The 13,208-nt window shown below is 70.1% G+C and carries 16 protein-coding genes and 5 tRNA genes; 6 read left to right on the plus strand and 15 right to left on the minus strand.

Going from position 1 to position 13,208, the window contains the following annotated elements; translation table 11 throughout:
* Positions 1–4: 4 nt before the first annotated feature.
* On the minus strand, positions 5–985 hold the full coding sequence (locus AC07DC_RS29345) for a thiamine-phosphate kinase (protein WP_478917510.1): 981 nt from the start codon (positions 983–985) through the stop codon (positions 5–7).
* A 148-nt stretch (positions 986–1,133) separates the two neighbouring features.
* Here AC07DC_RS29345 and AC07DC_RS29350 point away from each other — a divergent pair, with 148 nt between their 5' ends.
* Both AC07DC_RS29350 and AC07DC_RS29355 read left to right on the plus strand, forming a co-directional pair.
* Complete coding sequence (locus tag AC07DC_RS29350; RefSeq protein ID WP_138356479.1) at positions 1,134–1,367, plus strand: Lrp/AsnC family transcriptional regulator; 234 nt, start codon at positions 1,134–1,136, stop codon at positions 1,365–1,367.
* A 20-nt stretch (positions 1,368–1,387) separates the two neighbouring features.
* Entirely contained in the window at positions 1,388–1,867 is a 480-nt protein-coding gene (locus AC07DC_RS29355; RefSeq protein WP_478917511.1) for a DUF3515 domain-containing protein, read from the plus strand.
* A gap of 22 nt (positions 1,868–1,889) precedes the next feature.
* Here the strand turns inward: AC07DC_RS29355 and AC07DC_RS29360 are convergent, their stop codons facing one another.
* From AC07DC_RS29360 to AC07DC_RS29370, 3 genes are read right to left on the minus strand one after another with little or no spacing between them, the layout of a single operon-like run.
* Entirely contained in the window at positions 1,890–3,044 is a 1,155-nt protein-coding gene (locus AC07DC_RS29360) for a D-alanine--D-alanine ligase family protein (RefSeq protein WP_478917512.1), read from the minus strand.
* A 12-nt stretch (positions 3,045–3,056) separates the two neighbouring features.
* Entirely contained in the window at positions 3,057–4,058 is a 1,002-nt protein-coding gene (locus AC07DC_RS29365) for an NAD(P)H-dependent glycerol-3-phosphate dehydrogenase (RefSeq protein WP_478917513.1), read from the minus strand.
* Positions 4,059–4,904: a lysophospholipid acyltransferase family protein gene (locus tag AC07DC_RS29370; RefSeq protein ID WP_478917514.1), complete on the minus strand. Its 846-nt coding sequence runs from the start codon at positions 4,902–4,904 to the stop codon at positions 4,059–4,061. It abuts the gene before it with no gap.
* Between the two features lie 288 nt (positions 4,905–5,192).
* Between AC07DC_RS29370 and cofC the strand changes: the two genes are divergently transcribed.
* Positions 5,193–5,825 (plus strand): 2-phospho-L-lactate guanylyltransferase, encoded by a 633-nt coding sequence (gene cofC / locus AC07DC_RS29375; protein ID WP_478917721.1) that lies wholly within the window; start codon positions 5,193–5,195, stop codon positions 5,823–5,825.
* Between the two features lie 227 nt (positions 5,826–6,052).
* On the plus strand, positions 6,053–6,280 hold the full coding sequence (locus AC07DC_RS29380; protein WP_478917515.1) for a hypothetical protein: 228 nt from the start codon (positions 6,053–6,055) through the stop codon (positions 6,278–6,280).
* A gap of 108 nt (positions 6,281–6,388) precedes the next feature.
* Here AC07DC_RS29380 and AC07DC_RS29385 read toward each other — a convergent pair whose 3' ends face one another.
* The 4 genes from AC07DC_RS29385 to leuC form a co-directional block, all read right to left on the minus strand.
* Positions 6,389–7,030, minus strand: coding sequence for an HU family DNA-binding protein (locus tag AC07DC_RS29385; protein ID WP_478917516.1), 642 nt, complete (start codon positions 7,028–7,030; stop codon positions 6,389–6,391).
* A gap of 123 nt (positions 7,031–7,153) precedes the next feature.
* Positions 7,154–7,387 carry an SCO5555 family protein gene (locus tag AC07DC_RS29390; protein WP_478917517.1) on the minus strand — a complete coding sequence of 78 codons (234 nt, stop codon included), beginning with the start codon at positions 7,385–7,387 and terminating at the stop codon, positions 7,154–7,156.
* Between the two features lie 154 nt (positions 7,388–7,541).
* Entirely contained in the window at positions 7,542–8,135 is a 594-nt protein-coding gene (leuD, locus tag AC07DC_RS29395; protein WP_478917518.1) for a 3-isopropylmalate dehydratase small subunit, read from the minus strand.
* 5 nt (positions 8,136–8,140) lie between these two features.
* Complete coding sequence (gene leuC, locus AC07DC_RS29400) at positions 8,141–9,571, minus strand: 3-isopropylmalate dehydratase large subunit (RefSeq protein ID WP_478917519.1); 1,431 nt, start codon at positions 9,569–9,571, stop codon at positions 8,141–8,143.
* Positions 9,572–9,731: 160 nt separating this feature from the next.
* Between leuC and ndgR the strand changes: the two genes are divergently transcribed.
* Complete coding sequence (gene ndgR, locus AC07DC_RS29405) at positions 9,732–10,448, plus strand: IclR family transcriptional regulator NdgR (protein WP_138356489.1); 717 nt, start codon at positions 9,732–9,734, stop codon at positions 10,446–10,448.
* A 153-nt stretch (positions 10,449–10,601) separates the two neighbouring features.
* On the opposite strand, the gene AC07DC_RS29410 is transcribed toward ndgR, so the two are convergent.
* Complete coding sequence (locus tag AC07DC_RS29410) at positions 10,602–11,093, minus strand: DUF4188 domain-containing protein (protein WP_478917520.1); 492 nt, start codon at positions 11,091–11,093, stop codon at positions 10,602–10,604.
* An 83-nt stretch (positions 11,094–11,176) separates the two neighbouring features.
* Between AC07DC_RS29410 and AC07DC_RS29415 the strand changes: the two genes are divergently transcribed.
* Positions 11,177–11,824 (plus strand): MerR family transcriptional regulator, encoded by a 648-nt coding sequence (locus tag AC07DC_RS29415; RefSeq protein WP_478917521.1) that lies wholly within the window; start codon positions 11,177–11,179, stop codon positions 11,822–11,824.
* Between the two features lie 71 nt (positions 11,825–11,895).
* Here the strand turns inward: AC07DC_RS29415 and AC07DC_RS29420 are convergent.
* From AC07DC_RS29420 to AC07DC_RS29445, 6 genes are all read right to left on the minus strand, one after another.
* Positions 11,896–11,968 (minus strand) — tRNA-Glu (locus tag AC07DC_RS29420).
* Between the two features lie 29 nt (positions 11,969–11,997).
* Positions 11,998–12,069, minus strand: a tRNA-Gln gene (locus AC07DC_RS29425).
* 12 nt (positions 12,070–12,081) lie between these two features.
* A tRNA-Glu gene (locus AC07DC_RS29430) sits at positions 12,082–12,154 on the minus strand.
* A gap of 61 nt (positions 12,155–12,215) precedes the next feature.
* Positions 12,216–12,288: transfer RNA gene (locus tag AC07DC_RS29435), tRNA-Glu, on the minus strand.
* Positions 12,289–12,309: 21 nt separating this feature from the next.
* A tRNA-Gln gene (locus AC07DC_RS29440) sits at positions 12,310–12,381 on the minus strand.
* Between the two features lie 88 nt (positions 12,382–12,469).
* On the minus strand, positions 12,470–13,201 hold the full coding sequence (locus AC07DC_RS29445) for an HAD family hydrolase (protein ID WP_478917522.1): 732 nt from the start codon (positions 13,199–13,201) through the stop codon (positions 12,470–12,472).
* Positions 13,202–13,208: the final 7 nt, after the last annotated feature.

Below are 13,208 nucleotides of genomic sequence, written 5' to 3' on the forward strand. Positions count from 1 at the left end.
GAACCTAGTCCCCGGAGCCCTGCTCCGCGGTGTCGCCGAAGTGGTCCCAGCCGCCGGCCTTGTCCCAGGCGGCGCCGTCCACCGTGACGTGCGGAGTGCCGGTGGCCTTGAGCACCTCACCGATCACCCGCCAGCGGGCCGGGAGCTTCACATCGGGCGGGAACGCCGCGACGATCGCGTGGTCCTCTCCCCCGGTCAGCACCCAGTGCAGCGGGTCCACGCCGACCGCCTGCCCGATGTCGGACATCTGCGCGGGTACGTCGATGTCCGCGGACTTCAGGTTGATCAGCACCCCGCTGGCCGTCGCGATGTGCCCGAGGTCGGCCACCAGGCCGTCGCTGACGTCCGTCATCGCGGTGGCGCCGAGCTCGGCCGCCGCGGGGCCCGCGTGGTACGGCGGCTCCGGCCGCCGGTGCGCCTCGACGAAGGCGCGCGGCGAGCGGAAGCCGCGGGAGAGCACCGCGAGGCCGGCCGCCGACCAGCCCAGCCAGCCGGTGACCGCGATGACGTCGCCCGGCCGGGCGCCGGACCGCTTGACGGGCTCGCGGTTGCGGAGGTCGCCGAGCGCGGTGATCGCGACCGTGATCGTGTCCCCGCGCACCACGTCGCCGCCGACCACGGCGGCTCCCGCCACCTGGCACTCGTCGCGGATGCCGTCCATCAGCTCGATCGGCCAGGTGGCCGGCAGCTCCGCCGGGACGACCAGCGCCAGCAGGACCGCGGTGGGCACCGCGCCCATCGCGGCGATGTCCGCGAGGTTCTGCGCCGCGGCCTTGCGGCCCACGTCGTACGCGGTGGACCAGTCGCGCCGGAAGTGCCGGCCTTCGAGCAGCACATCGGTGGTGGCGACCACCCGGCGGTCCGGCGCGGCCACCACCGCCGCGTCGTCCCCAGGCCCCAGGCGTACATTGGGAGTGGTCGTGAGCCGGGAGGTCAACTCCCTGATCAACCCGAACTCCCCCAACTCGCCCACGGTCCCCTTCATCTGTTTGTCCCTTTCACGTCGTCATTCCCCTGGAGATTCCGCGCAATGCGAGTGCTCGGTACCGCGCGGGTCTCCCCGCGCCGTGCGGCGACGCGATAACGTGGCGTCCCCCCTCCCACATGATCCTCGAAGCCGCCCTGGAGGTTCCGTGGTACAGGCGTACATCTTGATCCAGACCGAGGTTGGGAAGGCCTCGGCAGTAGCGGAGACGATTGCGAAGATCTCCGGTGTCATTCAGGCCGAAGATGTCACCGGTCCCTACGACGTCATCGTCCGGGCCCAGGCAGACACGGTCGACGACCTGGGCCGCATGGTGGTCGCGAAGGTACAGCAGGTGGACGGGATCACCCGTACTCTGACCTGTCCCGTCGTCCATCTGTAGCCCCCGACTATGCTCGTCCGGTGATAGCTTTTCGCCGGTTCGCGCTGATTTCCGTTGCCGCCGTCGCGTGCTTGTCCGCGGCGGCGGTCTTCGTTTCCGCAGCCGGTCCGGCCGATGAGACACCCGTACCGGCTCCGGACGCGCGGGCCGCCGTCTACTGCCGTGCGCTGCACAGGGATCTGCCGCACTCGGTCAATGGACTCGGCGTGCATGATCTCAGGCCCGCATCCGACTTCACCGCCGGGTGGGGTGATCCGGCGATCGTGCTGCGCTGCGGGGTACCGCGGCCGGCGGCGATGAGCGACTCCAGCGCGGACTCGGTGGAGGTGGACGGCGTCGGCTGGCTGATCCAGGCCCAGGGCGACGGCAGCTTCAAGCTCACCACCACGCTGCGCAAGGCGTACGTCGAGGTGACCCTCCCCAAGAAGTACGCCGGCGACCTCGGTCCCCTCACCGACCTCGCCGGCGCCGTCAAGAAGACGATCCCGAACGAGCTCTGACGCAGCGCTCCGGCGCAGCTTTCTAGCGCAGCCCGGTCCGGCGGCGCAGCGCCGCCTGGATCAGCTTGTCCACCAGCTCGGGGTAGCTCACGCCGCTCTCCTGCCACATCCGCGGGTACATGCTGATGGGCGTGAAGCCGGGCATCGTGTTGATCTCGTTGATGACGAACTCTCCGCTGTCGAGCAGGAAGAAGTCCGCGCGGACCAGGCCCTCGCAGGAGACCGAGTCGAAGGCCTGGACAGCGAGCCGCTGCACCTCGGCGGTCTGCTCGGGGGTGAGCGGCGCCGGCACGATGCCCTCGGCCGAGTCGATGTACTTGGCCTCGAAGTCGTAGAAGTCGTGGGCGGTGACCGGCGGGATCTCGGCCGGGAGGCTGGCGCGCGGCCCGTCCTCGAACTCCAGGACACCGCACTCGATCTCGCGGCCGCGCAGCAGCGACTCGATGATGACCTTCGGGTCGTGCCGCCGGGCCTCCTCGATCGCCTCGTCGAGACCGGACGCGTCCTCGACCTTGCTGATGCCCATCGACGAACCCGCGCGGGCGGGCTTGACGAAGAGCGGCCAGCCGTGGTCCGCGGCGAACTCCACGATGCTCCGGCGGGCCGCGTCCTGGTTGTTCTCCCAGTCGCGGGGGCGCACCACGAGGTACGGGCCGACGGGCAGGCCGAAGGAGATGAAGACCCGCTTCATGTACTCCTTGTCCATGCCGACGGCCGACGCGAGGACGCCCGCACCCACGTAGGGCACGCCGGACAGCTCCAGCAGGCCCTGCAGGGTGCCGTCCTCGCCGTACGGGCCGTGCAGCACGGGGAAGACGACGTCGACGTCGCCGAGCACCTTGGGTACGGCTCCGGGCTCGGAGTAGACGACCTCGCGGTTGGCCGGGTCGACCGGGAGGACGACGGTGCCGTCGTGGTCGGTGACCTGTTCGACGGTCGGCATCCGGCGGTCGGAGATCGCCATCCGGTCCGGGTCGTCACTGGTCAGCGCCCAGCGGCCGTCCGCCGTGATCCCGATGGGGAGGACGTCGTACTTCGACCGGTCGATGGCCCGCAGCACGCTGGCCGCGGTGACCACCGAAACCCCGTGCTCGGAGCTGCGGCCGCCGAAGACGAGCGCTACCCGAGGCTTGCGCTGCGGCTGGTCGGGGGTCTGGGAAGAAGGCAGATTGCTCATGGTTCGTTGACCCTACCGCTCGGATTTCGCGGAGCGGGACATCAGCTCCTTGACGGCCACGACCGGCGGCTTCCCGTTGTGCACGATGTCCACGACGGTGTCCGTGATCGGCATGTCGACTCCGTGCCGACGCGCCAGATCGGCCACCGACTCGCAGGACTTCACGCCCTCGGCCGTCTGCCGGGTGACCGCGATGGTCTCCTCAAGGGACATGCCCTTGCCGAGGTTCCGGCCGAAGCGGTTGTTGCGCGAGAGCGGCGAGGAGCAGGTGGCCACCAGGTCGCCCATGCCGGCCATGCCGGCGAACGTCTGCGCGTCGGCGCCCATGGCCAGGCCCAGCCGGGTCGTCTCGGCGAGTCCGCGGGTGATCAGCGAGGCCTTGGTGTTGTCGCCGAGCCCCATGCCGTCGGCGATGCCGACGGCGAGCGCGATGACGTTCTTGACCGCGCCGCCGAGTTCGCAGCCGACCACGTCGGTGATGGTGTACGGGCGGAAGTACGCGGTGTGGCAGGCGGCCTGGATCCGCCGCGCCACCGACTCGTCCCGGCAGGCGACGACGGAGGCGGCGGGCTGCCGGGCGGCGATCTCCGGGGCCAGGTTGGGCCCCGACAGCACCGCGACCCGCTCGGGGCCGGCCTTGGCCACCTCTTCGATGACCTCGCTCATCAGCTTCGCGCTGCCGAGTTCGACGCCCTTCATCAGGCTGACCAGGACGGCGTCCTGGCGGAACAGCGGCGCCCACTCGGCGAGGTTGCCGCGCAGCGTCTGCGACGGGACGGCGAGTATGACGAATTCGGCGTCCTGGGCGGCCTCCGCCGGGTCCGTGGTGGCGCGGATGGTGTCGGGCAGCGCGATTCCCGGCAGGTAGTCGGGGTTCGTGTGGGTGGTGTTGACCGTCTCGGCCAGTTCCGGCCGGCGCCCCCACAACGACACCTCACAGCCGGCGTCGGCGAGCACCATCGCAAAGGTGGTGCCCCATGAGCCGGTTCCGTACACCGCGCAGCGCGTTGACACTTACGACTCCTCCTGCTGATCCATCGGGTTCTTCACGGGCTGCGGTACGGGCTTGCGCGCCGGCCTTCCGGCCTTTCCCTTGCGGGTCTTCCCGGCCTGCTCGGCCTTCTCGGCCTTGTCCGCGCGGCGCGCGCGGGCTGCCTGGCGCGGGTCGTAGCGCTCGGCGGGCGCGGGCTCGCCGCGCACCTCGGCGAGCAGCTCGCTGATCTCCGCCATGATCACGTCGGTGACCTCGCGCAGCACCTCGGCGGTGGGCTCCTGCCCGTAGAACCGCGACAGGTCGACGGGCGGGCCGGCAATCACCCGCAGGGTCTTGCGGGGAAAGAAGAAGAACTTCTTGCCCTTGGCGTACGGCGGCATCGCCTCGTTGGCGCCCCATTGCGCGACGGGGATCACCGGCGCCTTGGTGAGCAGCGCGACCCGGGCGACACCGGTCTTGCCGACCATCGGCCACTGGTCGGGATCGCGGGTCAGCGTGCCTTCCGGATAGAAGGCGACGCATTCGCCGGAGTTGATCGCGGCGACGGCGGCGCGGAACGCGTTGGCGGCGTCCGTGGACTCCCGGTAGACCGGAATCTGTCCGGTGCCGCGGAGCATCATGCCGACAAAGAAGATCTTGAAGAGACCGGCCTTCGCGAGCAGGCGCGGAACCCGTCCGGTGTTGTACTGGAAATGGCCGTACGACAGCGGGTCGAGGTAAGAGTTGTGGTTGACGGCTGTGATGAATCCACCGTCGGCCGGAATGTGCTCCATTCCGCGCCAATCCCGCTTGAAGAGGACAAGAAGCGGCGGTTTCGCGATGACGGCTGCGAGCCGGTACCAGAAGCCGATTCTGCGGCGGGACACCAGAACTTCCTCCTCATTGCACGGGGCTGCACCAGTGCAGCCGCACAAGTGTCGCCGGTACGCACACCGTAACGCCAGGGCGAGCGAGCTGAAGGGCGCGCCCCTGCCGAAAGTGACGAGGCTAAGCCCGCGATGGGCCCCTCCTCGCCGGAGGGGGCGAGGAGGGCGAGTGGGCGCAGCGCCAGGGCGCTCCCGGCCCTCGGCTCACTGCGGCGGGCACTGGAGGGGTGGGTTTCCGGCCGTGGGGAGGGTGGGTCACCGCACAATGGTTCGGTGCCCGTACCCGTCATGTGGTCTCTCGTCGTACCGCTGAAGCCGCTCGCCGTGGCCAAGAGCCGGCTGGCGCCGGCCGGGGGGACCGTGCGGCCAGGACTGGCGCTGGCGTTCGCCCAGGACACGGTGGCCGCCGCGCTGGCCTGCGCCCGGGTTCTGAGCGTGACCGTTGTCACCGACGACCTGCTGGCGGCGGCGGAACTGGCCGCCCTGGGGGCCCGGATCGTGCCGGACGCCCCGGCGGCCGGACTCAACGCGGCTCTCGCGTACGGCGTGCACCGCATCCGGTCCGCCGGCCCCGATGCGGCCGTAGCGGCCCTGAACGCCGATCTCCCGGCCCTGCGCCCCCTGGAGCTGTCCGCGGTGCTCAACGCCGCTGCGCGGGCCTCAGGGAGGGCTTTTCTGGCCGACGCGGCGGCGATCGGCACCACGTTGCTCACCGCGCCGCCGGGTCACGACCTGGCGCCCGCCTTCGGCGGCGCGTCGCGGGCCCGGCACCGGGCCTCCGGCGCCCGGGAGATCACGGTGCGCGGGGTGGACTCCGTGCGCCAGGACGTCGACACCCCCGCCGACCTGCGGGTGGCCCTGGCCATGGGGGTCGGCCCGCGGACCTCCGATGTCACCGCCGGGCTGTTCATCACCGACTGAGCGACCCCCTACGCGGTGCCGCGCACGGTGTCGTAGTGGTCCCGGCATTCACTAGTGCTCTGGCCGGAAAGGTTTGCCTGGTTCGCGGCGGCCGGCGCGGTGCATCGCAAGGCGGAGGATCGTCCTCGTACCGGGCGTACTCGGACGACTCCGACAACGCAGCGAGGTGCCGTGCCGGGCGTCGCGAACCGGTGAACCTTTCCGGTCAGAGCACTAGGCTTCCGGTCATGCAGGCGACCGCGTTCACATACGACCCCGGGACACGTGGCGGCAGCGTGCTGCTCGACGACGGGACTCCGCTGCCGTTCGACGCGGCGGCCTTCGACGCGGGCGGCCTACGGCTGCTGCGGCCGGGCCAGCGGGTGCGGATCCGCACCGAGGGGGACGGCGACGACCGCCGGGTGGTCTTCCTGACGCTGCAGACCTTCGCGGATCCCCAGGCGCCGCAGGCCTAGGCCATGTCTGGCCCAGGAGCGTCCCGGGAGCTGCCGTACGGGCCGGAGAACGGCGCGGGCCGGGCTCCCTGTCGGGGAGCCCGGCCCGTCGCGGCCTGCTGGTGGTGACTACTTCTTCGCAGCCCGCTTCACAGCGGTCTTGCGCGCGGCACTCTTCTTGGCCGGGGCCTTCTTCGCCGTGGCCTTCTTGGCCGGCGCGGACTTCTTGGCGGCCGCCTTCTTGGCGGTGGCGGCCTTCTTGGCCGGGGTCGCCTTCTTGGCGGCGGCGGTGGTCTTCTTCGCCGTGGTCTTCTTGGCGGTGACCGTCTTCTTCGCGGGAGCCGCCTTCTTGGCGGTCACGGCCTTCTTCGCCGCGGTCGCCTTCTTGGCGGTGGCCTTCTTGGCCGCGGCCTTGGCGGTGGTGCGGGTGGAAGCCCCGCCACTCAGGCTGCCCTTGGGCGCCTTCTTCACCGCGACATCGTTCTTCGGGAGCTTCTTGGCCCCGCTGACCAGGTCCTTGAACCCCTGACCCGCGCGGAAGCGCGGCACCGAGGTCTTCTTGACCCGGACCCGCTCCCCGGTCTGGGGGTTGCGGGCATAGCGGGCGGGACGGTCGACCTTCTCGAACGAACCGAATCCGGTGACCGAGACCCGGTCGCCGGAGACGACCGCGCGGACGATCGCGTCGAGAACCGCGTCAACCGCGTCCGCGGCGGCCTGACGGCCACCTACCTTGTCGGCAATCGCTTCTACGAGCTGCGCCTTGTTCACGTCTTCCCCTTCGGAAACTTGCCCGGCGAATGAGTACGGGCTTTTTCGCACGTTAGGCGGATATATACCGCAAATCAAATACGAAACGGGCGAATCACCCTTGTGCCGCAACGAACTCGGCTCTCAGACAGTTCCTTGATCAAGAAATCCCGCGTCGTCGAGCTCCCGCATCAGGACGTCCAGTCGTCGTGCCGCGCCGGCGAGATCGTGCTTGGCCGCGGCGGTCACGACGAGGAGCTTCCGGTTCAACTCCAGCCGTACGTCATCGGGTACTTGGAGATTCGCGACGCGCGCATGCGCCTCCTTCAGCCGGGCGGCGAGGACCCCGTAGAGCTCGAGTTGGCCATCGCGTTCCATGTACCGATTGTGCCATCTGCGGTGAGTTGTCGCGCGCGACGGGACCAATGTCTCGCGCGACAGGGCCAATACGGTGGTGCGGGCATGCCGAAGCGCCCTCCGCGGAGTGCGGAGGGCGCTTCGAAATCCGGGCCGGATCCCCGTCCGAGGACGGTCAGACCTGCACGGTGCTCGGCTTGTGCGCCGGGCGGGAGCGCTCGTAGGTGGTGATGTCCGCCTCGTTGGCGAGGGTCAGGCTGATGTCGTCCAGCCCTTCCAGCAGGCGCCAGCGGGCGTTGTCGTCCAGCTCGAACGCCGCGGTGATGCCTTCTGCGCGCACCTCGCGGGCGACCAGGTCGACCGTGACCTCGGCGGTCGGGTCGGCCTCGGTCAGCTTCCACAGCTGCTCGACGGTCTCCTGCGGCAGCACGACCGTGAGCAGGCCGTTCTTGAGCGAGTTGCCCCGGAAGATGTCCGCGAACCGGGACGAGACCACGGCTTTGAAGCCGTAGTTCTGCAGCGCCCACACGGCGTGCTCGCGGGACGAGCCGGTGCCGAACTCGGGGCCGGCGATCAGGACCGTCGCCCCCGCGCGCTCGGGCAGGTTGAGAACGAACGTCTCGTCCTTGCGCCAGGCCTCGAAGAGCCCGTCCTCGAAGCCGTTGCGGGTGACCTTCTTCAGCCAGTGGGCCGGGATGATCTGGTCGGTGTCGACGTTGCCGCGGCGCAGCGGGACGGCCCGGCCGGTGTGTGTGGTGAAAGCTTCCATCGGTATCAGGCCTCCACAGCGGTACGGGCGTCGGAGTCGGTCAGGTCCGCGGGCGAAGCGAGGTGCCCGAGCACCGCCGTTGCGGCGGCGACCTGCGGCGATACCAGGTGGGTACGGCCGCCCTTGCCCTGCCGTCCTTCGAAGTTGCGGTTGGAGGTGGACGCGGAGCGCTCACCAGGGGCGAGTTGGTCGGGGTTCATGCCCAGACACATCGAGCAACCCGCGTGCCGCCATTCGGCGCCGGAGGCGGTGAAGACCTTGTCCAGGCCCTCGGCCACGGCCTGCAGGGCGACCCGGACCGAGCCGGGGACGACCAGCATGCGGACGCCGTCGGCGACCTGGCGGCCCTCGACGATGGACGCCGCGGCCCGCAGGTCCTCGATCCGGCCGTTGGTGCAGGAGCCGACGAAGACGGTGTCGACCTTGACCTCGCGCAGCGGCTGCCCCGCGTGAAGTCCCATGTACTCCAGGGCCTTCTCGGCAGCCAGCCGGTCGCTGGGGTCGTCGAACGAGGCCGGGTCCGGCACCGAGGCGCTCAGCGGGGCGCCCTGGGCGGGGTTGGTGCCCCAGGTGACGAACGGGGCCAGTGTGGCACCGTCGATGTAGACCTCGTGGTCGAAGACCGCGTCGTCGTCGGTGCGCAGCGTCTGCCAGTACTCGACGGCGGCGTCCCAGTCGGCGCCCGAGGGCGCGTGGTCACGGCCCTGCAGGTAGTCGAACGTGGTGCGGTCGGGGGCGATCATGCCGGCCCGCGCGCCCGCCTCGATCGACATGTTGCAGACGGTCATCCGGGCTTCCATCGACAGCTTCTCGATGGCCGGGCCGCGGTACTCGATGACATAGCCCTGGCCGCCGCCGGTGCCGATCTTCGCGATGATGGCGAGGATCAGGTCCTTGGCGGTGACATCGGCGGGCAGTTCGCCACCGACGGTGATCGCCATCGTCTTGGGGCGGGCCAGCGGCAGGGTCTGGGTGGCCAGTACGTGCTCGACCTGGCTGGTGCCGATACCGAACGCCAGCGCGCCGAAGGCGCCGTGCGTGGAGGTGTGGCTGTCGCCGCACACCACGGTGGTGCCGGGCTGGGTCAGGCCCAGCTGCGGTCCCACCACGTGGACGACGCCCTGCTCGACGTCGCCCAGCGGGTGCAGCCGGACGCCGAACTCCGCGCAGTTCTTGCGCAGCGTCTCCAGTTGGGTGCGCGAGACCGGGTCGGCGATGGGCTTGTCGATGTCGAGGGTCGGGGTGTTGTGGTCCTCGGTGGCGATGGTGAGATCGGTCCGCCGCACCTGGCGCCCGTTCAACCGCAGACCGTCGAAGGCCTGGGGGCTGGTCACCTCGTGCAGCAGGTGCAGATCGATGTAGAGAAGGTCGGGCTCGCCCTCGGCGCGCCGGACGACATGGTCGTCCCAGACCTTTTCCGCGAGTGTCCTACCCATCGCTGTCCCTCCGACCGGCGTCGCTGCCGGCCAACTCGTCTGATGTGGACTCCGTCCGGTCCCCTGGTTCCGGTCGGCGTCCCTGCCGTGCTCCCCAGCCTGACGCTTTCGCTGGAAAATTGAACTTGCGTTTCACAGTGTGAGACGTGAATATCGTTGCATGGACAACTCTAGCGGCGTCGGCGTTCTCGACAAGGCGGCTCTGGTGCTCAGCGCGCTGGAGTCCGGACCGGCCACCCTGGCCGGGCTTGTCGGCGCCACGGGCCTCGCCCGCCCCACCGCGCACCGCCTGGCGGTCGCGCTCGAACACCACCGGCTGGTCGCCCGCGACATGCAGGGCCGCTTCATCCTGGGCCCCCGGCTCTCCGAGCTCGCCGCCGCGGCGGGCGAGGACCGCCTGCTGGCCACGGCGGGACCGGTCCTCACGCACCTGCGGGACGTGACCGGCGAGAGCGCCCAGCTCTATCGCCGCCAGGGCGACATGCGAATCTGTGTGGCCGCGGCGGAACGGCTGTCCGGACTGCGGGACACCGTGCCGGTCGGCTCGACGCTGCCGATGAAGGCCGGTTCCGCCGCCCAGGTCCTGATGGCATGGGAAGAGCCGGAGCGACTGCACCGTGGTCTCCAGGGTGCCCGATTCACGGCCACCGCGCTCTCCGGCGTGCGCCGCCGGGGCTGGGCCCAGTCCATCGGTGAGCGCGAGCCGGGCGTCGCCTCGGTCTCCGCGCCGGTGCGCGGGCCCTCGAACCGGGTGGTCGCCGCCGTCTCGGTCTCCGGACCGATCGAGCGGCTGACCCGGCACCCGGGCCGGATGCACGCCCAGGCCGTCATCGACGCCGCCGGGCGGCTCTCCGAGGCCCTGCGCCGCAACGGCTGAGGCCGCCTCGCGCACCTGAGGCCCTCGCGCACCTGGGGCCGCCTCCGGCGCCCGGGGCAACCCTTCCCGCACCATCCGTAACCGAGCGCGCCGGCGCCGGGGGCTCCGTCCAAGCCCTCGGCACCGGCGCGCTCCTGTTTCCCGGCCCTGACGTCAGCCCGCCCGGTACGCCAGGCGGTCCTTGGCGCTCTCACCGCGGCGGCCGACCTCGACGACTTCGGTGGCCTCGCCCAGGCCGTACGCCGGCATGTTGACGTATATCGACTCGTACCCCCCGGCGGGCACCACATAGGTCTCGTGGAAGAAGCCGACCTTGTTCTTGCCCGCCCGCGCCCGCCGGTTGAAGGCCGCCCACGCCGGGCGGTGCTCGCCGTCCTGCGCCGAGGCGTAGGCGAGCAGCTGCTCGCGCGACTCCCAGTACTGGATCACCTCGAAGACCCGCGGCATTCCCGGGCGGAGCCGGAAGCCCAGCAGCCCTCTGTCCTTCTGCTGCGACAGCTCCTTGAGCATGCGCGGCATGGCGGTCATCACCGGCCACCAGCTGCGCAGAGCCCAGAAGTTGTTGATCCGCATCCCGATGATGAAGACGATCACCTCACCCTCCGCCGCGGCGGTGGTCCGGCCCTCGATCAGCTTGGCACCCATGGTGTTCCCCCGGTCTCGATGTATTGGATAGCTTCACTATCCATGGTTGGATAGTGCCACTCTCCAAGGGAAGGCGCAAGAGGATGAAGCTCGCGGAACTGAGCGAACACAGCGGACTCCCGGCAGCCACGATCAAGTACTACCTGCGGGAGCGGCTGCTGCCCCCCGGCCGCCGGATCACCGCCACGCAGGCGGAGTACGGCGACGACCATCTGCGCCGGCTGCGTCTCGTCCGGGCCCTGATCCAGGTCGGGAAGATGCCGGTGGCCACTGCGCGCCAGGTGCTGGCCGCCGTCGAGGACGACTCGCTGGACCAGAACACGCGGCTGGGCGCCGCCGTTTGGGCGCTGCCGCAGGGTCCGAAGCCGGTCGAGGACGATCCGGCGACCACCGTCGCGCGGCGCGAGGTGGAGCTGCTGATGCGGCGCCTCGACTGGCGCGAATGCCTGGACGCCGGCGAGAACGCGCCCGCCTGGGGAACGCTCGTGGTCGCGGTGGCGGCGCTGGTCCGGCTCGGATACCCCTGCGACGCGGACGACTTGGCGCCGTACGCCCGGTCCGCGGCCCAACTGGCCGTTACCGACCTGGATCTTGTCGAGGAGTTCACCACCCCCCTCGAACAGGTCGAGGCGGCGGTCGCGCTCACCGTGCTCTACGAGCCGGTGCTGCTGAGCCTGCGCCGGCTGGCGGAGGCCGAGGAGTCCAACCGCCGCTTCGGCACAGCCGGTTGAGGGCCCGCGCGGCGGTGCGGGCCGGGAAAAGCGAAGAGGCCCTCCGCCGTGACGGAGAGCCTCTTCCTACGTACCCCCGACCGGATTCGAACCGGCGCTACTGCCGTGAGAGGGCAGCGTGCTAGGCCGCTACACAACGGGGGCTCGCACTTGCATCAACATACGTTACTGCGCTGGGGTACCAGGACTCGAACCTAGACTAAGGGAACCAGAAACCCTCGTGCTGCCAATTACACCATACCCCATGGTGTGTCAAGTACCCCCGACCGGATTCGAACCGGCGCTACTGCCGTGAGAGGGCAGCGTGCTAGGCCGCTACACAACGGGGGCCCTAGCGATCCTGCATCGTCACGGCCAGGTGCGACCTGAAGGTGACGGAGAGAAGGATCTGTACCCCCGACCGGATTCGAACCGGCGCTACTGCCGTGAGAGGGCAGCGTGCTAGGCCGCTACACAACGGGGGCTCGCACTTGCTTTGTACTGCGCTGGGGTACCAGGACTCGAACCTAGAATAAGGGAACCAGAAACCCTCGTGTTGCCAATTACACCATACCCCACCAAAACACAACCCCCTGGCCGGGGGTTTGTTTGATGTTGCGCTTCCGGCCTGGCCTTTCGGCCCGGTTGGGCGGCGCAGGAAGAACATTACCCGATGGGAGACGGGGCTCCAAAACCGGTATTCGCAGCCAGCAGCGCGGGCAGCTCCGCCAGTCCGATGATCCTTCGCAGGCCCGAGGGCATATCCGCACCCGCGGCGGTGCCGCGGCGGTCCAGCCAGATGCCGAAGAGACCCGCCTCGTCCGCGCCACGCGCATCGATTTCCGGCTGGTCGCCGACGTACGCCACCTCGGCGGGCGGCAGCCCCAGCGCCGCACAGCCGGCCAGGAACGCCTCGGCGGCGGGCTTGCTCACGCCCAGCTCAGCCGCGCAGAGCAGCACCTCGAACTGCTCCCGCAGCCCCAACCTGCGCAGCTTGCGCTCCTGATGGACGGTGCTGGAGTTCGACAGCACGCCCTGCCGGTAGCCGGGCGCCAGTGCCGCCACGGCGGGCGAGGCGTCCGGGAACAGGGCCCAGGCGGCCTCGTAGTGGGCGATGTAGCGGCCGAACCACGCCGACGCCTCCGCATCGCTCAGCGGCTCACCCAGGAAGTCGCGGACCCGGTCGCGGCGCTGGCCCTCGTAGTCGACGGCCCCGTCCGCGAATCGCTGCCAGTGGCGCGCGGTGATCAGCTGCCAACGACCGAGGGCCTGGCCGGCGGATTCGGATCCGCCGGCCAGGCCCTCGGCCATCACATGCTGCACAAACCCCTGCTCGTCGGCTGACGTGAAGTCGAACAGAGTGTCGTCTACGTCCCAGAGGACGGCACGGATCGGCATGCCGCCA

This window comes from Streptomyces sp. NPDC045021, assembly GCF_056432645.1.